Raw genomic sequence first — 21,550 nt, forward strand, 5'->3', positions numbered from 1 at the left:
AAAGTGGTTGACATATAAAATCTTTTATTATATAATACGGTTGAAATTGAACATATGAGCATTTAAAGTGTTCATATGAACAAATAAATATTAACATATCAATTAAGTGATGTCAATAAAATATAAATATTTTTAAGTTTCTTAGGAGGAAAAAAAATGCAAGGCAAAATGAAAGCTGGCAGACTTCATGCTATCAACGACATAAGATGTGACGAAGTGGATATTCCACAAATAAAAGATGACGAAGTATTACTTAGAGTATACTGTGCAGGTATATGTGGTTCTGACTTAGGTAGAGTTTTCTCAACAGGTACATATCACTTCCCTACAACACTAGGTCATGAATTCGGTGGTGAAATAGTTGAAATCGGTAAAGGTGTAAAAGACCTTGACTTAAGAGAAGAATTAAAAGTAGGTCAAAGAGTTGACGTAAACCCTATGACAGGATGCGGAAAATGTAAAGACTGCTTAAATGGTAATATAAATTTATGTGATACATACGGCTACACAGGTTCAAGAAGTGACGGTGGTTTTGGTCAATACGTTGCAGTAAAAGCTACACAATGTTATGTATGTCCTGATGACTTTAGTTGGGATATGATTTGCCAAATCGACCCTGCTGTTATTTCATTACACGGTGCTTTAAGAGCCGGTATCAAAGTTAACGATGCAGTTGTAGTATTCGGTACAGGTCCTGTTGGATACTATATGGTTCAATGGGCAAACATCTGCGGAGCAAGAATGGTAATCGCAGTTGATATTAAAGACGAAAAACTTGACTTAATCAAGAAAGTAGGCGCTACTTATACAATTAACTCATTAAATATGACAAATGAAGAAGTTGTTGCAAAAATTAAAGAATATACTGGTGAAGATGGTCCTGAAGTATGTATAGAAGCAGCAGGTTCTCCTATAACATTTAACCAAGCATTACAATGCTTAAAGAAACACGGTACATTTACATGTATAGGTACTCCACACGGAGATGTAAATGTTCTTGATAAATCTTATGATAAATGTATTTTAAGAAAAGAACTTACAATAAAAGGTTCTTGGTGCTATAACTTTACACCTGAATATGAAGAATTCTGTGCAACAATAGATGCTGCTAAGAAAGGTTTACTTGACTTAACATCAATTATTTCTCATAGATTTAAAGTTGATGATGTAAAAGATGCATTTGAATTAATTGAAAGAAAAGAATTCTTTAACAAAATCGTAATTACACAAGATGGTTACGAACCTGGAAAATAGTTTTTAATTAAAATAAAATATAAATAAAATTTAAGGAGAAAATTAATATGTTAACAAAATACGAATTAGCAAGAGCAAATGACCACTCTTTATTAAAACCACAATTAACTTATGATGAAGTAAGAAAAGGAATCCAATTCGCAAAAGAATGGAAATGTAGAACTGTATGTGTTACTCCATCAAGAGTAAAAATGGCTTATGATATTCTAAAAGGTTCTGAAACAGCAGTATGTGCATGTGTTGGTTTCCCAAACGGTGCAGAACTTACAGAATCAAAAGTTGCTGATACTCAAAGAGTATACAACATGGGTGCAACAGAAGTTGATATCGTACTTAACGTTTCAGCTTTAAAATCAGGTGATTATGATACAGTATTTAACGATGTTCATGCAGTAGTAAATGCTTCTCCTGCTAATATCAAAGTTATCTTAGAAAACTGCTTATTAACAAAAGATGAAATCGCAAAAGCTTCAAGAATTTGTTCTGATGCTGGTGCTGGATTTGTTAAAACATCTACAGGTTTCTCATCAGGTGGTGCTACACTTGAAGATATCGCAATCATGAAAGCAAATATCGATACAACAAGAGTTCAAATTAAAGCTGCCGGCGGTATTTCAACAGTTGCTGATGCTGAAGCATTCTTAAAAGCTGGTTGTTCAAGACTTGGTATTTCAAGAACACAAGCTATGTTTGATGAAATTGACGCAGCAAGCAAATAATAACTTACATTTTTCCTAATATATAAAAAAAGAAGAGAATATTTTCTCTTCTTTTTTTATAATATATCATTTATAGCAGTTTTTATGTCTTGTTTTAATAATATTGCTCTATTTTGTATTTGTAATGGAATATTATCATCTTGGTTATTAATTGAACAATAAAATGAATTTTTATTGTTAAAGGTCATTTGCCAAAACGGATATTTTATAATTGATGGTGTATTGTATCCAACACCGAGTTCTAAAAATAAAATTTTTTTATCTTTATTTTTATTTAGAAAATTTTCATATCTTTTATATGCTTTATTCCAACCTTCATCTTCAACAAAAGTATCATCTTGTCTTAAATTCATTGTTAAAGGTTTATTACAGTATGGACATTTGGGAATTAAATATGAAGGTATTTTCATATCTTTCTGCTCTTTAACCATTTTTATTACTTGCTCTTTATTGTCAAATGTTTCATTATGACAAGGTGTAGAGCATTGAAACAAACCATAATCACCTTGTGTATAAAATAGTCTGGTTTTATCAATTCCCGCTTTTTGAAATAAATGGTCTACATTTGTTGTAATCACAAAATAATCTTTATCTTTTAAGATTTTTAAAAGATTACTATACGTTTCATTATCATTATCTTTATATCTATTAATAAATATATATCTGCTCCAAAAAGCCCAGTATTCTTCTAGTGTATCAAATGGATAAAAGCCGCCTGAGTACATATCCTGTATGCCGTATTTTTTATGAAAATCAGAAAAATATTTAAAAAATCTTTCTTTTGAATAAGTAAAACCTGCTGATGAAGAAAGTCCTGCTCCTGCTCCTACCAGTATAATATCAAAATTATTTATTTTTTCTTTTACAATTTTAATTAAATCATAGTAGTTTTTTGTATATTTCATAGTCTTTTGATTTGAAAACATCAAATATCACCTCAATTGTTGATTTTGTTTCATCTAAATATTTAATAACTGTATCAACGGCAATCTTAGCTGCTATATCATTTGGAAAATGAAATTCTCCTGTTGATATACAACAAAATGCAATAGATTTTAATTTATATTTGTCAGCAAGTTTTAGACATGAAGTGTAACATGATTTAAGAGTTTCAATGTCACTATTTTTAAGTATATTATCTATATAAGGTCCAACCGTATGTATTATATATTTACATGGTAAATTATATGCTTTTGTTATTTTTGCTTTTCCTGTCGGTTCTTCGCTTTGTTGTATATTCATGATTTTACTGCATTCTAGTCTTAATTGAATTCCTGCTTTTGAGTGAATGGTATTATCTATGCATTTATGACATGGTATAAAACATCCAAGAAGTGAAGAATTGGCTGCATTTACTATTGCGTCAACTTCTAGTTTAGTTATATCTTCTTTTATTAAATATATATTTTTCTTTAAAGGTTTTAAATTTGTTATATTAATTATTTCTTGTTTTTTTAATTCTTCATTTAGATATTCATCTTGAATTTTTAAAAATTCTTTTGCTATATTTTTTGCAGGACGAATATTCATTAGAGAGCGAAGTAGGATTTTTTGTTCATCTTCATATCTTGGTATTTTAATATTTTTATAATCTTCTTTTTCGTTTAATAAATAGTTAATTAAATATTTTCTTCTATCATTTTGATTCATTTTTTCCTCCTTTATATATAATAAATAATTAATATAAAAAAATAAAGTAGGCACTTTTTTGTAATATGGTTACTTTTTAGAAACTAATATCATTATTTAAATAAAAAAAAAGTTTAAAAACTTGCTTGATATTGCTATTTTTTAATTTTTTGTTTTTTCTAAGATATTTTAATTTTCGATTTTATCATTAAATATAATAATTAATTTCTCTTATTCGTTTTGCTTTAATAACTTACAATGACTTCATAAAATTTTCTATATCTAATCATATTAAGTTATATATAATGTCGTTATTATACCTGTTATTATTCAGTTTTATATTAAAAAATATTTATATTAAAAAATAAATGTATACTTTTTGTATCAAATCAATTTATTTAAATTATTAAACTTATTTGTCTGATTTTTTTTATTTTATATATTAATCATTACAAATATGAACTATGTATTAATTATAACATTATTATCACAAAATGTATTATTTTTGTAATTTTTATTATACATATTTTCATATCTAAAAAGAATTTCAAAATTTTATTTCATAAGACATTTAAAGAAAAGACAATCCAAAATATCAATAAAATAATAGGAGGAAAGTAAAAAAATATGAAGAAATTACTTGGATTTGTATTATCAATAATGATGTTAATAAGTATGTTACCCACTGTTACAGCAGCAGAACAAAAAAATATTACTTCACCTGAAGTAACACATAAAGCTACAAATTTAGATAGTAATTATATTTCAGAAGTAACAATGACTGTTCCTGCTGAAGAATATAGACAGACAATGGATATTGTGTTCGTATTAGATGGTTCAACCAGCAGCGATGCTTCTGATTTAGCAAATGATGCAGCCAATATGTTAAATAATCTAACAAAGATATCTAATATTGACGTAAATGCAGGATTAGTAATATTTGGCGGAAGTAATCCAATTTTGTATTCAAGTGATAGTATGGAAAATATTAGTGATGAGAGTGTTCTCAATAATTTAATGGAAAAAATGACCGATAAAAGTTACAATGGACAAACTGGACGTTCAGGAAGTAATCTTCAAGCCGGTATAGAAAAAGCACGTTCATTACTAAAATCTGGTGTTGCAGAATCGGATAATAAGTATCTTGTTTTGCTTACAGACGGCGGTGCACGTATGTGGGTTAATGATAATGGACAAGCTTTGGCACAACTACCATATCTGAACAACTGGAATACCAATGAAGATTTTATAGCACGTTATATAAATGGAAAGCTTAACCTTAGAACTTTTGGAGAAATAATTAATGATGCAAACTCAGGAAAAGATATAGGTAAATATTCAATTACAGAAGATAAAAAATCAGATAAAAATTATCTCGTTAGTAATTTAGAACCTGGAATGGATGTAAATACATCTATGGATTATTATTCAAATTTAGAGTCTGCAACTTATTTTGCCGGTCAGTCAATAATTGAAATGAAAGAAAATAATGAAGCTAATGTTATATGGGTAGATTATCCATATAATAAAGGAACAAAATTTGGTGATTATACAGAGTCTTTCAAGTCCTGGATGGCTGATAAAGGTTATGTTACTCGTTATGATAGTGATAGTATTTCAGACCCATTTGCTGAAGTTAATGATACATTAATATATTATATGGGAAAAGGTTCAAAAGTAGAAAATATTATTGGTTATGGCAGTGATAATTATGGTAACTCATATGACTTTGATATGGTTAACCTTGATAACTTAAAACTAACTATTGGAACGAAGACTTTAACAACAACAAAGATTAGCGATAATAAATATGCTTTTGGACAAAAAGATAATGATGGAAATTATCCATTTGAATTAATCTATTATCCAAATGGAAAAAATGATAATGGTAAAGATAGTTTTGATCTTTTAATTAATACAAATGTAAAAATGGATGATTTTGTAAAATTACATTATAATGTAAAACTAACAAATCCACAGACAATTAATGGTACATATGGGGTTTATGATGAAGACGGCAGTGAATCTTTGGATGCATTAAAAGTAAGTAAAGAAGCCACATTATATCCTATCAATTCACAAGGAGAAGAGGAGGATTCTGTTCCATTTTCTCTTCCAACGGTTTCTTATACTGTAGATAATAAATCACAGACTGTTTCTGTGAATATTGCATCAATGACAGTTTATACAGGCGGAAAAGGCTATGAAGGTGTTGTAATGGATCAGCAAGGATATGTAGCAGCATCTAATAAAAACACTCTTCCAGAACCTGGATATACTATTGATTTACCGGAAAATGTTGATAAATGGCTTAAAGAACAGCTTGGTGTAAGTGATGATACGACATTGGATATTTCAAAATATTTGACATTTACCTATAATGACGGAAAAGAAACTCGTAAATGGAGTATTGAAAAATATGATCAACATAAAGGAAACAGCAGCCAGGTAAATGGATGTTACCTATATCGCTTAGTTTCTTCTAAGGGGCAAGATCCAATTCGTCTTGAGTTCCGAGATGAAGATGGAAATATAATGATTAGTGATGATTTTACAGTTGACCAGGATACTCCGAATAAAACTTATACTATGTCTATTTATGCAGGGGCATTAAATCAGGGATTAGTTAAAGCTGAAATTAAACTTCCAAATTCAGATTCAAGTTACAGCTTTGATATAAATGTTGTTAGTGCTGAACTTAAAATTAGAGGTGTAGTATCTGATGAAGAAAATCCTACTACTGAAATTGTTACGGGAGAAGAACCGAAAGAAGCCGTAAGTGAAGTAACAGCACAGGTACCTAGTGAAACTAAATATTATTATAAAGGTTCAGATAATCAGGTTTCGAGTATCGAAGTTGCAGATTCGAGTGCAGTGAACCTCCTTGTTGATGATGTTATTCCAAGTGCAACTTCTACTTTGGAAGAAGCATCATTAGAAGAATTTGATGTACTTCCTGATAATTATAATATTGAAATGAAATATCTTGATTTGGTATATACAAATAATTCAAATGCTGTAGTTGGTGCAAATGAACCTATTACAATTTACTGGCCTTATCCTGAAGGAACGGATGAAAATACTGAATTCTTTATTGTTCATTATAAAGGTTTAGACCGTAATGATAATGAAGCTTTAACCGATAATTATGAAATGGAACTGTTCAGTGAAAATCAAAAAAATGAAAAATATAAGTTAACAAATACTGATAATGGAATTCAAATTACTGTGGATTCATTCTCTCCTTTTGCTTTAATTTGGGAAGATACAAGCGCATCAGGTACAAAAACAGATAATACATCATCTTCAAATTCGTCTTCTTTAAATACACCAAATACTGAAGATAAAAATATGGTTGGAGCATGGATATTACTGTTTGCAGTTTCTTTCACGGCAGTGACAGTATGTGTTAGAAAAGAAAAAGTAAATAAATAAGTTTTAATATTATTAATAAAAATAGTACCGTAGTTTTATTTATCGGTACTATTTTTATTTTATAGAAAAATAAAAATTATATTAATTTAAATATAGAAAAAATAAGAATCATTGCTTAATTTACATTGTCATTTTTAATTTTTTTATTTTTTCTTGTATCTGTTTTATTTCTTCATCGTTTAACTCGCTTAAATGCTCCAGCTTATCCATAAATACAGTTATGGTATATTCTTCCCTTCTTTGAATTACTTCTAAATAATGGCTCACTATGACCCCTGAAAGCATAGCTATCATTAAAGCTTGATATAGAGTAATATATACCGTTAAAAGTTTGCTTATTGTTGTTGTAACAACAATATCCCCAAAACCTATTGTCGATGAAGACACAAAAGTATACCATAAAGCATCTCCATATGATGATACCCCAGGTTCTTTTATCATTATTATAAATGCTACCATAAAAATACTTAAAATAAATCCTATGGTTATCTTTTCACCGTTACATCTTCTTACTATAGACCAAAAAAGTCTTGCTTTTTTCATATATAAAACCTCTTTTTTATATATCATAACATAAAATAAAAAAAGAAGAGAAATCTCTTCTTTTTTATAATAATAAAATATAAATAATTATTCAAAACCTTTGTCTATATCATTAAATAATTCATCGTTAAAGAAGTCTCTTATGCTTATTTCAAAAAAATCACATAAGATTTTAATTGTCTTTATTCCCGGGTTTTTACATTTTCCATCGAACATACTGTAAAGAGTAGTAGGAGGAATACCTGCCATGTTTGCAAGTGAATTTATGGAATATCCGCTTTCTTCACATAGCGTCATTATTTTTTTATTTATAGCTTCTCTAAGTTGCATTTTATTCACCTCCATTTATTAATATTACATAAATTAAATTTAGCCAAAATCAAATTTCTTTTCTTATATTTTACATGATTTTATTAAATATAAAAAGTAACCTATGGCGACTTTATGTTGACTTTTTTAAAAAAATATTATAATATAAGGTAAACAATCTTCAGGGTTGGGTGAAATTCCCTACCGGCAGTTATAGTCTGCGAGCGAAAGCTGAAAAGGTGAAATTCCTTTACCGACGGTAAAGTCCGGATGAGAGAGGATACATAAAGTATTTTTTTTAGTAATTTCCTGAAGGGCGATTACTATTTTTTTATGTATACCTTAAATTTTAAGGAGGTATAAAAAAAATGAAAGACACTAGAAGACTTGTAACAGTTTCAATGCTTATTGCATTGTCAATCGTATTAATGCTTTTAGTACGATTCCCAATTATGCCATCGGCTGCATGGCTTGAATACGAACCAATGGATGTTCCACTTCTTATTATAGGTTTAATGTTCGGACCTGTAACAGGAATAATATCCGTTATAATTTCAAGTTGTATACAAGCACTAACAGTAAGTGCTATGAATGGTTGGGTAGGTGCATTAATGCACATAATCTCAAGCAGCGCACTTGTAGGTGTTGCAGGATTTGTATACAGCAAAAACAAAACAAGAAAAGGTGCTGTATTAGGGCTTGTTCTTGGAGCTTTAGCAATGGTTCTTGTTATGATTCCGGCAAACTTGGTTATTACAACTAATTTCTACGGTATGCCATTAGAAGCCGTAAAAGCTTCACTTCCTGTTGCGGTAATACCTTTTAATATTTTAAAAGCCGGTATTAACTGTATAATAACTTTTATTGTATATAAACCTATCAGTAACTTTATAAAAACAAGACCTGATAGTGCAAGAGTAAATACAACAAAATAGAAATAATAATAAAATCTTTACTTAATGAATCCATTTAGCCTCTCAAAACGAGAGGCTTTAATTTTTTTCATATAAAAAAGCCCCTTATAAAGGGGCATTCGTTCTTAATAATTATTCTGCTTCTTCGGCTAGCTCTTTTAGTTTATCCTCATAAGCTTCCAAAACTTTGTTTTGCATTTCGACTCTTGTTTCAAGGTTTATCGGATGTGCAATATCTTTGAATTCACCATTAGGCATTTTTCTACTAGGCATAGCAATAAATACCCCATTGTCTCCTTCAATTATTTTGATGTCATGAATTACGAATTGATCATCAAAAGTAACAGATACGATCGCTTTCATCTTTCCTTCGTCATATGTCTTTCTTACCCTAATGTCTGTGATTTGCATTTGTCTTTCCTCCCTTTATTCTGTTAAATATATTATACATTATAAATTTAAGAATTGCAATAACGATTACATACCTATGAATAAAGGATTTCATAATTTTTCAACATGATGTTTTTACTTTAAATATTTGCCGATTTTTTTAATATAATTATAATATAAATAAATATTGTAAAAATCATTGAAAGATAGTAAAATATATTAAGTATATAATAAGCATATAATGAAATAAATAAGTGTTAAAGTTTATATAAAAACAATACGGCGGTGAAAAAATGAATATAGATTTAGAAAATATAAAAAAGATATATTTTATTGGAATAGGCGGAACCAGTATGTCTGGTCTTGCTTTAATGTCAAAAATAAACGGTAAAGAAGTTTTAGGTTCAGATATGAGACCTTGTGTTTATACCGAAAAATTAGAAAAGAACGGAATTAAAGTTATTATAGGACATAATAAAGAAAATATAACCGACGATATAGATTTAATAGTTTATTCTGCTGCAATCAGAGAAAATAATCCTGAAAGAGTTGAGGGAAAAAATAAAGGTATTCTTGAAATAGAACGTTCAATTTTCCTTGGACTTATAAGTAAATATTATAAAAAAACCGTAGCTGTAAGCGGAACTCATGGAAAAACAACAACATCTTCCCTTATGTCTTTGGTATTTTTAAATGCAAATCTTGATCCTTCAATTTCAATAGGAGGAACTTTAAGAAAAATAAACGGAAACTCAAGAGTTGGGGACAGCGACTATTTTGTAATAGAAGCATGTGAATTCGTAGACAGTTTCCTTCATTCAAGACATTTTGTAGGAACAATACAAAATATTGAAAGAGATCATCTTGATTACTTTACAGGTGGTATAGAACAAATAAAAGAATCATTTAAAAAGTTTGCAAAAATTACTCCAAAAGACGGTTTACTTGTTGTAAACGGAGATGATAAAAACGTTCTTGATATTTTAGACGGACTTGAATGTAAAATAGTTAAAGTTGGTCTTTCAGAAAATAATGACTTTGTTGCTAAAAATATAACATATAACGAACTTGGAAAACCAAGATTTGATGTATATAAAAACGGTGAATTTTATTATCACTTTGAACTTAATATACCGGGAGAACACAACGTACTTAATGCTTTAAGCGTTGTTGCAGTTTCAGATTTCTTTATGATTGACAAAAAAATTGTAAATGACAGTTTTAAAGAATTTATGGGTGCAAAAAGAAGATTTGAAAAAAGAGGAGTTGTAAACAATATTACTGTAATAGAAGATTATGCTCATCATCCAACAGAACTTAAAGTTACTATTGATGCTTGTAAAAATTATGAACATAAAAAATTATTCGTAATATTCCAACCTCATACTTATTCAAGAACATTCCTTTTATTTGATGAGTTTGTAGATGCAATGAAAGGTGCAGACGAGCTTATATTAAACGATATTTACTCAGACAGAGAAGATAACGAATGGAATATATATTCTGAAGACATAGCCGAAAAAGTAGTTGAAAAATACGGCATACCTTCAAGAGTAATAAGTGAATTTTCAGATATAAGAGATTATATTGTAGAAAATGCTAAGCCGGGGGATTTTGTTCTTGTTGCCGGAAGCCAATCAATAAATCAAGTTGCTTACGATATAGTTGATAAATTAAAAGAAATATATGAATAAAAAAGACCGAGATTTCTCGGTCTTTTATAATATATAGCAAAGAATCGGAATTGTGATAAAGGAACATACGGTTGTTATAAATACTCCTTTTGATGCAAGAGCAGCGTTTCCTTCATATTTACCTGCAAACATTACGGTTATGTTTCCAACAGGCATTGCCATTACTATTATGGTAAGCCCTAAAATTAATGGATTTGTAATAACATGTTTTAAAATAAACATTGCAGCTAATGGAATTAATATTTGTTTTATTATTGTATAAGGATATAATTTATATTCGTTAAATATTTCTTTTACAGGAATTCTTGCTAATGAACAGCCTATTAAAATCATTGCAAGAGGACTTGTTATACTCCCTACCATTTCAAAAGTTGAGCTTAAGAAAGAGGGAATATTTATAGAAAATATAAAAATAATTATTGCAAGAACGCTTGATATCATTCCCGGGTTTATGACTTTTTTGAAATCAAATTTTGTTTTTTCTTTACTATCCATATTAAATAGATAAATTCCGAGGCTGTAAACAAATATGCCGAATACCATATTAAAAAGGCTACATAGAAATACGGCACTTTCTCCGAATATTGTTTTTGTTACGGGATATCCCATAAATCCAATATTAGAAAATATTGTCATAAACATATAAAGTCCGAAATTTTCTTTTTCTATTTTTAATATTTTATTTAATAATATTGCTATAAAAGGAAGTATTAAATACATTAAAAAAGCAATAAGTAAAATAAGAAAAACAGTGCTTTTATTATATGATATTTCACCAGTTGTTACGGATGATAGGATCAAACACGGGGTTGTTACATTTAAAATCAGTATATTTAACTTACTTGATACATGTTTATCCATATACCCTATTTTTTCTAAGATATATCCTAAAGTCATTACCAAAAACAAAACAATCATTTGTGTTATTATATTGCTTAAATCCATTATGCTCCTTTCTTTTTACCACATTAAACTGCTTAGTATTTCAAATTCTTTTTGAGAATAAGTTTCTTTTTTCTCTTTGTAAGGGAAATTTTTTTCAAATTCTATAAAGTCATTTTCGTTTATATTAAAATCTTCACTTTCAACAAATCTAAAATCTTTTACATCACTAAGATAATCTTTTTCAAGTTCTAAAGCCAAAAGAGGAACGGCGTTTTTACCATCTTCGGTTTTTATATCAAATTTTAAAGCAAGGGTAAAACCGAACCTATGGTATAAAAGAGGATTTCCATATATTATAATTGCTTTATATCCCATTTCTTTTGCTTTTTTTATTGAATAATTTATTAAATCACTGCCTATTCCTTTGTGTTTATATTCAGGTATTATGCTAACAGGACCAAAAGTAAGTACATCTTTATGTTTATTTTCTTTTATTAATTTAGCATTTGAATATCCTATATGCCCTATTAATTGTTCATCTTTTTTAACTACAAAAGAAAGCTCTTTTATATAATCATCGCTTTTATGAAGTTTATTAAGCACATAATGTTCTACACATCCTTTTGTATAAACATTAAAAAATGCTTCCCTTGTTAAAAATTCAGTATTTTTATAATCTTCTTTGGTTTCTTTTCTAATAATATAATCTTTATTCATATTTATTCTCCTTTTATATTTAATTTAAAAATTGATACTAATAAAGGACACTAAAATAAAGATAACAAAGTTATCTTTATTAAATATACAAATATATTACATTACCGGTAACAAAAAGACACCACCTTTATTTTTATAAATTTAACACCTATATAATAACATATTTACAGGTATAAATTTAAAATAATAAAATTTAAAAAATAAATATTTTATTATTATTATATTGTATTAAAAAACTAATTTTGGTATAATCTTGTGATATTACAATAAATTTTTATTTTTTACTTATTTTTCTATATATTTTGGCAAATAAGAAAGTTATTTGTTTTATTGTTATTTTCATTTGGAGGTGTGATATGGAAAGTATCAATACCGCTAATCCTCTTGGGTATGAAAAAATTCCAAAACTCTTAAAAGGTTTTGCAATTCCAAGTATAATAGCGATGATTGTTAGTTCTCTTTATAACATTGTTGACCAAATTTTCATAGGTCAAGGTGTTGGTTATCTGGGTAATGCCGCAACGAACGTTGCATATCCTTTAACAACTATCTGCCTTGCAATAGCTCTTTTAATAGGAGTCGGAGGAGCTTCAAGATTTTCTCTTCGTCTTGGTGCAGGAGAAAAAGAAAAGGCCGCAAAAGTTGTTGGTAGTGCAATTTCAATGATGTTTGTTTTCGGTATACTTTATGCATTTTTAATTGAAATATTTTTAGTTATTTTGCTTAAAGCTTTTGGTGCTACAACACAAGTAATGCCTTATGCCATATCTTATACAAGAATAACTGCTCTTGGTATGCCGCTTCTTGTTGTAATAAATGGTATGAGCAATCTTGCAAGAGCAGATGGAAGTCCTAAATATTCAATGATGTGTATGCTTGCAGGTGCTATTGTAAACACAATTTTAGACCCTATATTCATTTTTGTATTTAATATGGGAGTTGCAGGTGCGGCAATTGCTACAGTAATAGGCCAAGTATTCTCTTTTGTTATGGCAATATTATATATAAAAAATTTCAAGCACGTACATTTAACAAGAGATTGTTTTGGGCTTCATTTTAAAGAATGCGTTAAAATTGCTTCTCTTGGTATGAGTAACAGTTTAAACCAAGTGGCGATTACTTTTGTACAAATAGTTTTAAATAATTCCCTTACATTTTACGGTGCGAGATCAATATATGGAATGGAAATTCCTCTTGCTGCCTGCGGTATAGTAATGAAAACAAACGCAATTTTACTTGCAGTAATCATAGGAATTTCTCAAGGAACTCAACCTATAGTAGGTTTTAATTATGGGGCAGAAAAATACGACAGAGTAATAAGCGTTTATAAACTTGCAATACTTTGTAATCTTGTAGTATCTTTTATAGGTTTTATAGCCTTTCAATTTTTCCCAAATCAAATTATTTCAATATTCGGTTCGGGAGATGCCCTTTACTATGAATTTGCGGTTAAGTTTATGAGAACATTTTTATTTATGGTTGTATTAAATGGTGTTCAGCTTATATCATCAAATTTCTTTGCTGCTATAGGAAAACCTATAAAAGGGCTTATATTATCAATGACAAGACAGGTAATATTCCTTATTCCTTTAATAATAATTCTTCCTTTATTCTTTGGACTTAACGGTATACTTTTTGCTGCTCCCGTTGCGGATTTTATTGCTTTTATAACAACAACTGCAGTTGTATCTAAAGAATTAAAAATAATAAAGAATAAGGAAATTAAACTTAGTACAAATTAAAAAGAAAGACTTTTATGTCTTTCTTTTTTATATGATTGATTATTATATTTTTATAATAATATTTTACTGTTTAAAATTATTTCTTTTTATATTATTTCTTTTAAAATATCTTCTACTTCTTTTTTTGATAATACTTTTCCTTGTGATACAACTTGTTCATTTATAACAAGGGCAGGTGTAGACATTACGCCGTAATTTGAAATTTCAACAAAGTCTTTAACATGTAAAACATTCATATCTATGTTAAGTTCTTCTAAAGCTTTTAAAACATTATTTTCAAGATTAATACAGTTCTTACATCCAGAGCCTAATATTTTAATTTGCCCATTTGTTTTTTCTTCATTATTATCATTATTTTCACATTTACAAGTACTGCATCCACATGATTTTTTTAATATTTTCATTTTTCTCTCCTTTAATTTTTATATTAAAAATCCTTGCATATAGTTAAATATATAGCCTATTAAAATAATTCCAAAAGTACAAATTGATATAAACAATATAAGAAGTTTTGGTTTAACGGCTTTTTTAAGCATTATTATTGAAGGTAGGCTTAGTGTTGTAACTGCCATCATAAAAGAAAGAATTGTTCCAAGAAGTGCTCCTTTTGATAAAAGTGCTTCTGCTATTGGAATTGTTCCGAATATATCTGCATACATAGGTACTCCTACCAAAGTTGCAAGAATTACACCAAAAGGATTGTCGCTTCCAAGTATGCCGGTTATTATATCTTCAGGTATCCAGTTATGAATTATTGCCCCTATTCCAACACCTATTAATATATAAGGAAATACTTTCTTAAATGTAGATGTCATTTGATTTTTTGCAAACATTATTCTTTGTTTTTTCGAGCGGTTAGGAATTTTTACGTTGATGCTTTTTGCATTTTTAATAAAATCTTCAACGTATTCTTCCATGTGCATTTTTTCAATTATGCTTCCTCCAATAACTGCAAGAATAAGTCCTATAATTACATAAAAAATTGCAACTTTATAACCGAAAATGCTCATAAGCAAAACCAAACTTCCAAGGTCTACCATTGGAGATGATATTAAAAAAGAAAATGTAACTCCAAGAGGAAGTCCTGCTGATGTAAAGCCCATAAATAAAGGTATTGAAGAGCATGAGCAGAAAGGAGTAACGGTTCCAAGTAAGGCAGAAATTATATTTGCTCTTATTCCCTTAAATTTTCCGAGTATTTTTTTACTTCTTTCAGGTGGGAAATAGCTTTGAATGTATGAAATAATAAAAATTAAAGTACAAAGTAGTATAGTTATTTTTATAACGTCATAAATAAAAAACTGAAGGCTTCCACCCATTCTTCCATTTAAATTAATTCCAAAAAGAATAAGAAAGTTTCCTATTAATGAATTTAACCATTTCATTGAAAGAATTTGATTTTGAATAAATAATAATACTGACTGAATCATATTAATTCTCCTTATAATTTTTTCATATCAAAAAATTTTGATATGTTGCTTAAAATAAAAGTCATCTTTTAGATGACTATTTACAGCAATTCGTAGTGTTTTCATTTTCCATTGTTATTTCTCTAAGTCTTTTTATTGCATGTTCACTTCCTAGTTTACTTAATTTGTAATGTGTCCATTTACCATCTTGTCTGCTTTGAACAATGCCTGATTCACATAATATTTTCATATGATATGAAAGAGAAGACTGCCCTATATCCATTTTATCTATTAAAACACAAGCACATTTCTCTCCGTTTTTTAATAAATCTATTATTTTTAATCTTTTTTCATCGCATAATGCTTTAAAAATTTTTACATCTTTTGAATAGTCTTCCATATTATTACCTCATATCAAAATATTTTGATATGAGTATAATATAATTTTTTTTATATACTGTCAATAAATATATCAATTTTGTTTGATATGTATATATTATTTTATGTTTAATTAAGGATAAAAAGTATAAAATTTCTAAAATTAGAAAAAATATATATGAAAATATTATAAAGGAGATAGTAATGAAAGCGACAGGTATTGTAAGAAGAATTGACGATTTGGGTAGAGTTGTAATACCGAAAGAAATAAGAAGAACTTTAAGAATAAGAGAAGGAGATCCTTTGGAAATATATACAGATAACAGCGGAGAAGTAATATTAAAAAAATATTCCATGGTAGGAGAACTCTCAAGCTTTGCTCAGGAATATGTAGACAGTCTATTTTTAAGTGCAAAAATAACAAGCGTAATTTGTGACAGAGAAAATATAGTTGCAGCTTCAACGGGAGACAAAAAAGAGCTTATGGATAAAAAAATAAGCAAAGATTTAGATAAGATAATTTCAAAAAGACAGCTTGTTACTTCCTTAAACGGAGAAGTGGATATAGTAAAGGACAAAAAAAACGAACATAAATATGAAGTTATCTCCCCTATTGTTGCAAACGGAGATCCAATAGGAGCCATAGTACTTTTAAGTAAAGACAAAAATATTTCCGTTGAACAGGCAAGTCTGCTTGCAAAAACAGGTTCAATATTTTTAGGAAAGCAAATGGAGCAATAAAAAAGAACACAAAATGTGTTCTTTTTTTATTTTTTCTCGCTTAAAAACAGTCCCGATAAAACCAGTATCGTTCCTATAATCATAACAGGAGTTATAGGTTCTTTTAATATTATAAACGAGGCAATAATTGTTATTACCGGTGTTATATAAATGTAAGCACTGGTTTTTACCGTTCCCAAGATTTTTATTGATATATTCCAAGTTACAAAGCAAAGGGCACAGGCACAAAGTCCTAAAAATAAAATATTAAATATTAATACTTTTGAATTAAATAAAGTTAAATCAAAGGTAAAATCAAAAAACGGAAGCATTAATATCATAAAAATCAACCCATAAAAAACATTCTTCTGGTTGACGCAATCATATTGTATCCAAAAGTTGATATTTTTCTGCTTAATAGAGAATAAAAAGCCCATACTAAAGCTGCAATAATAGCAAGTATATCTCCTATAGGATATACTTTTACTCCGCTCATATCTTTTATGCTTATTAAAATAATTCCAGTCATTGCTATAATAAAGCCGTATAAAAAGTTTTTATTTATTTTTTCTTTTAATATAATCCAAGAAAGCATTCCCGTAAAAAACGGAGCTATGGAAACAAGAACACCTATGTTTGAAGCATTGGAATAAGTAAGGGCCATGTTTTCCAAAAGATAATATAAGCTTACTCCCGTAAGACCTGCAAAGATAAAATATATTTCTTCTTTTCTATCCTTAAGTTTAAGTCTTTTTGGATACATAAGAAATAAAAACAAAAACCCTAAAGTAAATCTATAGAATAAAATTTCCATAGGGGTAAAAGTTCTTAAAAGTATTTTGGTTGATACAAAAGTTGTCGACCATATCATTATTGTAAATATTGCAAGAAGATGTCCTAATTTTTTATTATTTTCCATTTTTAAAGCCTTTCTTTATTTATGCGTTTAATATTCTACATTAATTTATTTCTTATTTCAATTTAATAATTTAATATAATGTTTCATGTTTTTATTTATGTGTTAATATTGTTATATAAATATTTAAGGAGAAAATCATGGATATTTTTGAAGTTTTATATGAAAAAAGAGATGAAGAAAATGCCGTTAATATGGCTAAGTATATGAAAAATAAATTTGATTTTTTAGGTATAAACAAACCTGAACTAAAAAAAATCGAAAGAGAATATTTTAAAGAAATAAAAAACAAAGAATATATTGATTATGATTTTGTAAATAAATGTTATGGAGATTCTAATAGAGAGCTTCAATATTTTGCCATTGATTATTTAATAAATAAAAAGAGATATTTAACAAATGAAGATGTTCCTTTCATAAAAAATCTTATAGTTACAAAATCATGGTGGGACACAAGCGATATGATATATAAGCTTATTGCGGATATGGCATTAAAGTATGAGGATATAAATGAAATTCTTATAAGCTGGAGCAAGGATAATAATATATGGATTAGAAGAGTAAGCATAATTCATCAGTTACATAGAAAAGAAAAAACAAACACCAAACTTTTGGAAAAAATAATAGTAAATAATTTTGGAAGTGACGAATTTTTTATAAACAAAGCAATAGGCTGGGCTTTAAGGGATTATTCAAAGACTAATAAAGAGTGGGTAAGTAATTTTATTAATAAATACAAAGATAAAATGTCTAATTTAAGCATTAAAGAAGCAAGCAAATATTTATAATTTTAATCTGACTTTAATTTTAAAAAAGTAGCATAAATAATAAAAAAGAAAGGAGAAAATTATGAGAATTCTTGTTGTTGAAGATGAAAAAAACCTTAATAATTTGATCGTTAAAAGGTTAAAAGCAGAAAAATATAGTGTGGATAGTTGTTTTGACGGCGAAGACGCTGTTTATTACATTGAAAATACCGATTATGATGTTGTGATTTTAGATATTATGATACCAAAAATTAACGGTTTTGATGTTATAAGAAGAATAAGAGATAAGGGAATTGAAACTTATATAATAGCACTAACCGCAATGGATTCTACGGAAGATATAGTAACGGGGCTTAATCTTGGGGCAGATGATTATATGGTAAAACCATTTTCTTTTTCCGAGCTTATTGCAAGGATTTATGCAGTAACCAGAAGAAATACAAAAAACAAAACCAATGTTTATAAAGTAGCGGATTTGGAAGTTGATTGTAACAGTAAAACCGTAAAAAGAGCAGGAAAAGAGATTGAGCTTTCTTCAAGAGAATATGGAATACTCGTATTTCTTATAAAAAACAAAGGGATGATTTTATCAAGAGAACAAATTGAACAAAACGTATGGAATTATGAGTACGAAGGTGCTTCAAATATGGTTGATGTATATATAAGATATTTAAGAAAAAAAATGGATACAGGATATGAAAAGAAACTTATTCATACAAAAAGAAATATAGGATATGTTTTAAAGGAAGAATAATGAGAAATTTATCACTAAAGACTAAACTTAATTTTTGGTATATATTTGTAATAGCCCTTATACTTATTTTTACTTTGGCATTTTTATCCGTAAGTATGGACGGATTTACCAATGTTACATTAAAACAGACTCTGCAAAATGAAATTAATGAATGTGTTCAGGAAATAAATGAAGAAGGCTATGATGAAATTTTTGACGATGATTTTGAATTTTACAAAGATGGAGTAGAAATAGCAATATATAGAAATAATGAGCTTCTTAGAGGTAATGTTCCTTCAGATATAAATGGAGTTTCATTTAATGATGGCGTAAATGAATATGACGGAGAGTCCAATAACTGGTATGTATATGATAAGATGACAAATATTGACGGAGTATTTGTAAGAGGATATATTTCAATTTCTACACTCCAAACGTTAAACACTTTTTTGATGACAATATTTATACTATTAATACCGATAATTCTTATTGTTTCATCAGTGGTTGGATATTTTATAACAAAAAGGACTTTATCACCTATTGATAAAATTGTTGAAACGGCGGTTAACATTTCAAACGGAGATGATTTATCAAAAAGAATAAATTTAAAAACAAAATCAAAAAATGAAATAAGCATAATGGCAGATACTTTTGATGCAATGTTTGAAAGGCTTGAAAGATCATTTGAAAATGAAAAAAAATTCACTTCTGATGCTTCTCACGAGCTTAGAACACCTGTTTCCGTAATACTTGCATCTTGTGATTATGCCTTATATGAAGGAAGCGAAAAAGAGCAACGAGAAGCTCTTGAAATTATAAAAGAACAGGGCGAAAAACTTTCTTCTTTAATATCTCAGCTTCTCATGTTTACAAGATTTGATTTTAACAGAATAAAAATACAAAGAGAAAAAATCAATTTAAACGAACTTATTGAGAGCGTTTTGGAAGAAATGGAAATAAAGGCAGAGGATAAAAACATAAAGTTAAATATGGACATAAATGAGGATATAAACATATATTCTGATACGGTTTTGATAATGAGAGTTTTTATAAACCTTGTATCGAATGCCATAAAATACGGAAAAGAAAACGGGTATGTTAATATAAATGCATATGAAACAGATAAAGAAGTAATATGCACAGTTGAAGATAACGGAATTGGAATAAGCAGTGAGAACATAGATAAAATTTGGAACAGATTTTATCAGGTTAATCCTTCAAGAGATAATGAGAATAGTCTTGGACTTGGTTTATCAATGGTAAAAACCATAATAGAAAAAATGGGCGGTAAAATAACTGTTACAAGCAAAGAAAATGTTGGAACTACTTTTAAAATAATTTTAAAAAAATAAATTCTTTAATTTTACTTTAATTTTTCTTTCCTATCATTTAGGTAGAAAAAAGAAGAGAACGAAAAAAAATGGGAGGAAAGAAAAATGAAAAAAAGAACAGTTTTAATTATGGTAACAATAGTAGGTATTGCTTTAGTAGGTGCAAGTGTATTTGCAAAAGATTTAGGTATGAATTATATGGAAAATCCATTTGAACAACCAAGTACAAATTCTACAAACTTAGCAGATGAAAATACATCATTAATAGAAGTAAGTTCAGTTAAACAAGATGATGACAATAAAAATATAATAGATATTCATTTTACAACAAAAGTTATGTGGGATAATAATGCAAGTATAACTTCACTTACAGACAGTAGCGGTAACAGTTATAGTGCAAAGATTATTGATAAGGATGATGACGATTTAGAAATTTATGTTGAAGGTATTAAAGACGGAACAAGTTATACAGCTGACATTCAAGGCATAAAAGCGAATAATGATAATTCTTATACAAATTTAAAAGTAACTTTTGAAACTGAAAAAACAAAAGAAACATCTAATAACTCAAAATCAAGCTTAAAAGTTAAGGAAGTTGACTTTGACAGAGAAGATAAAGAAGTATCATTCGACTTTGATAAATTTATCGAATTAAAATCAGATGCTTATATTATCATCAAAGATTCAAACGGCAATGCTTATTCAAGTAAAAATTCAAGAATCATATGCGACGAAGACGATATTGAATTGTTCCTTGACAAAAACTTAAAACAAGGGAAAAAATATACATATGAAATACATGGAGTTAAAGAAAGCGGAAGCAATTCTTATGAAACAATAAAAGGAAGTTTTACGGCTTACGATGATTAATTTGATTGGTTACAGTGGAGTATATAAAAACCTTATGTATTTTATTACATAAGGTTTTTTATTTTACATATTTTAATAAATCAGATATTGAAAAAAATAAAAAAAATTAATATAATATATTTAAACATAATTATGAATAAATATAAATTTAATAAGCTATTTTATAAAGACAGAAATCATTTTTGATATATTTTT

At 28.0% G+C, this 21,550-nt stretch carries 23 protein-coding genes and 1 riboswitch; of the genes, 11 read left to right on the plus strand and 12 right to left on the minus strand.

Annotation, left to right across the window (positions count from 1 at the left end):
* The first annotated feature begins 156 nt into the window (after window positions 1-156).
* Together M6G78_RS04230 and deoC are read left to right on the plus strand one after the other, a co-directional pair.
* Complete coding sequence (locus tag M6G78_RS04230) at window positions 157-1,254, plus strand: galactitol-1-phosphate 5-dehydrogenase (RefSeq protein ID WP_138267877.1); 1,098 nt, start codon at window positions 157-159, stop codon at window positions 1,252-1,254.
* Window positions 1,255-1,301: 47 nt separating this feature from the next.
* On the plus strand, window positions 1,302-1,973 hold the full coding sequence (gene deoC / locus M6G78_RS04235; protein WP_138267878.1) for a deoxyribose-phosphate aldolase: 672 nt from the start codon (window positions 1,302-1,304) through the stop codon (window positions 1,971-1,973).
* A gap of 56 nt (window positions 1,974-2,029) precedes the next feature.
* On the opposite strand, the gene M6G78_RS04240 is transcribed toward deoC, so the two are convergent.
* Window positions 2,030-2,899: a Sir2 family NAD-dependent protein deacetylase gene (locus M6G78_RS04240; protein WP_243112181.1), complete on the minus strand. Its 870-nt coding sequence runs from the start codon at window positions 2,897-2,899 to the stop codon at window positions 2,030-2,032.
* Window positions 2,853-3,623, minus strand: coding sequence for a protein-ADP-ribose hydrolase (locus M6G78_RS04245; RefSeq protein ID WP_138267880.1), 771 nt, complete (start codon window positions 3,621-3,623; stop codon window positions 2,853-2,855). Before M6G78_RS04245 ends, M6G78_RS04240 begins: the two co-directional genes overlap by 47 nt.
* Window positions 3,624-4,229: 606 nt before the next feature.
* On the opposite strand from M6G78_RS04245, the gene M6G78_RS04250 reads away from it, so the two are divergent.
* Window positions 4,230-7,037, plus strand: a complete 2,808-nt coding sequence (locus M6G78_RS04250; RefSeq protein WP_253229695.1) for a vWA domain-containing protein — start codon at window positions 4,230-4,232, stop codon at window positions 7,035-7,037.
* A 120-nt stretch (window positions 7,038-7,157) separates the two neighbouring features.
* Here M6G78_RS04250 and M6G78_RS04255 read toward each other — a convergent pair whose 3' ends face one another.
* Window positions 7,158-7,661 carry an ion channel gene (locus M6G78_RS04255; protein WP_347559332.1) on the minus strand — a complete coding sequence of 168 codons (504 nt, stop codon included), beginning with the start codon at window positions 7,659-7,661 and terminating at the stop codon, window positions 7,158-7,160.
* Between the two features lie 6 nt (window positions 7,662-7,667).
* Window positions 7,668-7,910 carry a helix-turn-helix domain-containing protein gene (locus tag M6G78_RS04260; protein ID WP_243112235.1) on the minus strand — a complete coding sequence of 81 codons (243 nt, stop codon included), beginning with the start codon at window positions 7,908-7,910 and terminating at the stop codon, window positions 7,668-7,670.
* 152 nt (window positions 7,911-8,062) lie between these two features.
* Window positions 8,063-8,175, plus strand: a riboswitch (FMN riboswitch).
* Window positions 8,176-8,257: 82 nt separating this feature from the next.
* Here M6G78_RS04260 and M6G78_RS04265 point away from each other — a divergent pair.
* Complete coding sequence (locus M6G78_RS04265; protein WP_138269242.1) at window positions 8,258-8,824, plus strand: ECF transporter S component; 567 nt, start codon at window positions 8,258-8,260, stop codon at window positions 8,822-8,824.
* A 111-nt stretch (window positions 8,825-8,935) separates the two neighbouring features.
* On the opposite strand, the gene spoVG is transcribed toward M6G78_RS04265, so the two are convergent.
* Window positions 8,936-9,214, minus strand: a complete 279-nt coding sequence (spoVG, locus tag M6G78_RS04270; protein ID WP_138269243.1) for a septation regulator SpoVG — start codon at window positions 9,212-9,214, stop codon at window positions 8,936-8,938.
* Window positions 9,215-9,486: 272 nt separating this feature from the next.
* On the opposite strand from spoVG, the gene murC reads away from it, so the two are divergent.
* Window positions 9,487-10,887: a UDP-N-acetylmuramate--L-alanine ligase gene (gene murC, locus M6G78_RS04275; RefSeq protein ID WP_138269244.1), complete on the plus strand. Its 1,401-nt coding sequence runs from the start codon at window positions 9,487-9,489 to the stop codon at window positions 10,885-10,887.
* A gap of 24 nt (window positions 10,888-10,911) precedes the next feature.
* Here murC and M6G78_RS04280 read toward each other — a convergent pair whose 3' ends face one another.
* Together M6G78_RS04280 and M6G78_RS04285 are read right to left on the minus strand one after the other, a co-directional pair.
* Window positions 10,912-11,832, minus strand: a complete 921-nt coding sequence (locus tag M6G78_RS04280) for an AEC family transporter (RefSeq protein WP_138269245.1) — start codon at window positions 11,830-11,832, stop codon at window positions 10,912-10,914.
* A 15-nt stretch (window positions 11,833-11,847) separates the two neighbouring features.
* Window positions 11,848-12,489, minus strand: a complete 642-nt coding sequence (locus M6G78_RS04285; protein ID WP_138269246.1) for a GNAT family N-acetyltransferase — start codon at window positions 12,487-12,489, stop codon at window positions 11,848-11,850.
* 356 nt (window positions 12,490-12,845) lie between these two features.
* Between M6G78_RS04285 and M6G78_RS04290 the strand changes: the two genes are divergently transcribed.
* A complete protein-coding gene (locus tag M6G78_RS04290) occupies window positions 12,846-14,231 on the plus strand; it encodes an MATE family efflux transporter (protein ID WP_138269247.1) in 1,386 nt (461 codons plus the stop codon).
* 86 nt (window positions 14,232-14,317) lie between these two features.
* Here the strand turns inward: M6G78_RS04290 and M6G78_RS04295 are convergent, their stop codons facing one another.
* From M6G78_RS04295 to M6G78_RS04305, 3 genes are all read right to left on the minus strand, one after another.
* Complete coding sequence (locus M6G78_RS04295) at window positions 14,318-14,635, minus strand: thioredoxin family protein (protein WP_138269248.1); 318 nt, start codon at window positions 14,633-14,635, stop codon at window positions 14,318-14,320.
* Window positions 14,636-14,653: 18 nt separating this feature from the next.
* A complete protein-coding gene (locus M6G78_RS04300; protein WP_207734421.1) occupies window positions 14,654-15,661 on the minus strand; it encodes a permease in 1,008 nt (335 codons plus the stop codon).
* Between the two features lie 76 nt (window positions 15,662-15,737).
* Window positions 15,738-16,040 (minus strand): helix-turn-helix transcriptional regulator, encoded by a 303-nt coding sequence (locus M6G78_RS04305; protein WP_138269250.1) that lies wholly within the window; start codon window positions 16,038-16,040, stop codon window positions 15,738-15,740.
* Window positions 16,041-16,222: 182 nt separating this feature from the next.
* Here M6G78_RS04305 and M6G78_RS04310 point away from each other — a divergent pair, with 182 nt between their 5' ends.
* The gene (locus M6G78_RS04310) at window positions 16,223-16,759 is read left to right on the plus strand and encodes a stage V sporulation T C-terminal domain-containing protein (protein ID WP_138269251.1); all 537 of its coding nucleotides are present in this window, start codon (window positions 16,223-16,225) and stop codon (window positions 16,757-16,759) included.
* A 26-nt stretch (window positions 16,760-16,785) separates the two neighbouring features.
* Here the strand turns inward: M6G78_RS04310 and M6G78_RS10365 are convergent, their stop codons facing one another.
* Together M6G78_RS10365 and M6G78_RS04315 are read right to left on the minus strand one after the other, a co-directional pair.
* Complete coding sequence (locus tag M6G78_RS10365; RefSeq protein ID WP_371922822.1) at window positions 16,786-17,079, minus strand: EamA family transporter; 294 nt, start codon at window positions 17,077-17,079, stop codon at window positions 16,786-16,788.
* A gap of 5 nt (window positions 17,080-17,084) precedes the next feature.
* Window positions 17,085-17,657 carry a DMT family transporter gene (locus tag M6G78_RS04315; protein WP_371922823.1) on the minus strand — a complete coding sequence of 191 codons (573 nt, stop codon included), beginning with the start codon at window positions 17,655-17,657 and terminating at the stop codon, window positions 17,085-17,087.
* A gap of 137 nt (window positions 17,658-17,794) precedes the next feature.
* On the opposite strand from M6G78_RS04315, the gene M6G78_RS04320 reads away from it, so the two are divergent.
* The 4 genes from M6G78_RS04320 to M6G78_RS04335 all read left to right on the plus strand — a co-directional run bounded on the left by M6G78_RS04320 (window position 17,795) and on the right by M6G78_RS04335 (window position 21,355).
* Window positions 17,795-18,442 carry a DNA alkylation repair protein gene (locus M6G78_RS04320; RefSeq protein ID WP_253229696.1) on the plus strand — a complete coding sequence of 216 codons (648 nt, stop codon included), beginning with the start codon at window positions 17,795-17,797 and terminating at the stop codon, window positions 18,440-18,442.
* 61 nt (window positions 18,443-18,503) lie between these two features.
* Window positions 18,504-19,175, plus strand: a complete 672-nt coding sequence (locus tag M6G78_RS04325; RefSeq protein ID WP_253229697.1) for a response regulator transcription factor — start codon at window positions 18,504-18,506, stop codon at window positions 19,173-19,175.
* On the plus strand, window positions 19,175-20,506 hold the full coding sequence (locus M6G78_RS04330; protein WP_253229698.1) for a HAMP domain-containing sensor histidine kinase: 1,332 nt from the start codon (window positions 19,175-19,177) through the stop codon (window positions 20,504-20,506). Before M6G78_RS04325 ends, M6G78_RS04330 begins: the two co-directional genes overlap by 1 nt.
* A gap of 84 nt (window positions 20,507-20,590) precedes the next feature.
* Window positions 20,591-21,355, plus strand: coding sequence for a hypothetical protein (locus tag M6G78_RS04335; protein ID WP_253229699.1), 765 nt, complete (start codon window positions 20,591-20,593; stop codon window positions 21,353-21,355).
* Window positions 21,356-21,550: the final 195 nt, after the last annotated feature.

The organism is Anaerofustis sp. NSJ-163, assembly GCF_024135845.1.
In the GTDB taxonomy this organism is placed as follows: Bacteria; Bacillota; Clostridia; order Eubacteriales; family Anaerofustaceae; genus Anaerofustis; species Anaerofustis butyriciformans.

Excerpts from the sequence above, each read along its gene's own strand:
- M6G78_RS04335 (WP_253229699.1), top strand. The coding sequence starts at position 20,591 with ATGAAAAAAAGAACAGTTTTAATTATGGTAACAATAGTAGGTATTGCT.
- M6G78_RS04265 (WP_138269242.1), top strand. The coding sequence starts at position 8,258 with ATGAAAGACACTAGAAGACTTGTAACAGTTTCAATGCTTATTGCATTG.
- M6G78_RS04260 (WP_243112235.1), bottom strand. The coding sequence starts at position 7,910 with ATGCAACTTAGAGAAGCTATAAATAAAAAAATAATGACGCTATGTGAA.
- deoC (WP_138267878.1), top strand. The coding sequence starts at position 1,302 with ATGTTAACAAAATACGAATTAGCAAGAGCAAATGACCACTCTTTATTA.
- M6G78_RS04300 (WP_207734421.1), bottom strand. The coding sequence starts at position 15,661 with ATGATTCAGTCAGTATTATTATTTATTCAAAATCAAATTCTTTCAATG.
- M6G78_RS04305 (WP_138269250.1), bottom strand. The coding sequence starts at position 16,040 with ATGGAAGACTATTCAAAAGATGTAAAAATTTTTAAAGCATTATGCGAT.
- M6G78_RS04290 (WP_138269247.1), top strand. The coding sequence starts at position 12,846 with ATGGAAAGTATCAATACCGCTAATCCTCTTGGGTATGAAAAAATTCCA.
- M6G78_RS04230 (WP_138267877.1), top strand. The coding sequence starts at position 157 with ATGCAAGGCAAAATGAAAGCTGGCAGACTTCATGCTATCAACGACATA.
- M6G78_RS04250 (WP_253229695.1), top strand. The coding sequence starts at position 4,230 with ATGAAGAAATTACTTGGATTTGTATTATCAATAATGATGTTAATAAGT.
- M6G78_RS04320 (WP_253229696.1), top strand. The coding sequence starts at position 17,795 with ATGGATATTTTTGAAGTTTTATATGAAAAAAGAGATGAAGAAAATGCC.
- M6G78_RS04315 (WP_371922823.1), bottom strand. The coding sequence starts at position 17,657 with ATGGAAAATAATAAAAAATTAGGACATCTTCTTGCAATATTTACAATA.
- M6G78_RS04330 (WP_253229698.1), top strand. The coding sequence starts at position 19,175 with ATGAGAAATTTATCACTAAAGACTAAACTTAATTTTTGGTATATATTT.
- murC (WP_138269244.1), top strand. The coding sequence starts at position 9,487 with ATGAATATAGATTTAGAAAATATAAAAAAGATATATTTTATTGGAATA.
- M6G78_RS04285 (WP_138269246.1), bottom strand. The coding sequence starts at position 12,489 with ATGAATAAAGATTATATTATTAGAAAAGAAACCAAAGAAGATTATAAA.
- M6G78_RS04240 (WP_243112181.1), bottom strand. The coding sequence starts at position 2,899 with ATGTTTTCAAATCAAAAGACTATGAAATATACAAAAAACTACTATGAT.
- M6G78_RS04295 (WP_138269248.1), bottom strand. The coding sequence starts at position 14,635 with ATGAAAATATTAAAAAAATCATGTGGATGCAGTACTTGTAAATGTGAA.
- M6G78_RS04280 (WP_138269245.1), bottom strand. The coding sequence starts at position 11,832 with ATGGATTTAAGCAATATAATAACACAAATGATTGTTTTGTTTTTGGTA.
- M6G78_RS10365 (WP_371922822.1), bottom strand. The coding sequence starts at position 17,079 with ATGATATTAATGCTTCCGTTTTTTGATTTTACCTTTGATTTAACTTTA.
- M6G78_RS04245 (WP_138267880.1), bottom strand. The coding sequence starts at position 3,623 with ATGAATCAAAATGATAGAAGAAAATATTTAATTAACTATTTATTAAAC.
- M6G78_RS04325 (WP_253229697.1), top strand. The coding sequence starts at position 18,504 with ATGAGAATTCTTGTTGTTGAAGATGAAAAAAACCTTAATAATTTGATC.
- M6G78_RS04310 (WP_138269251.1), top strand. The coding sequence starts at position 16,223 with ATGAAAGCGACAGGTATTGTAAGAAGAATTGACGATTTGGGTAGAGTT.
- spoVG (WP_138269243.1), bottom strand. The coding sequence starts at position 9,214 with ATGCAAATCACAGACATTAGGGTAAGAAAGACATATGACGAAGGAAAG.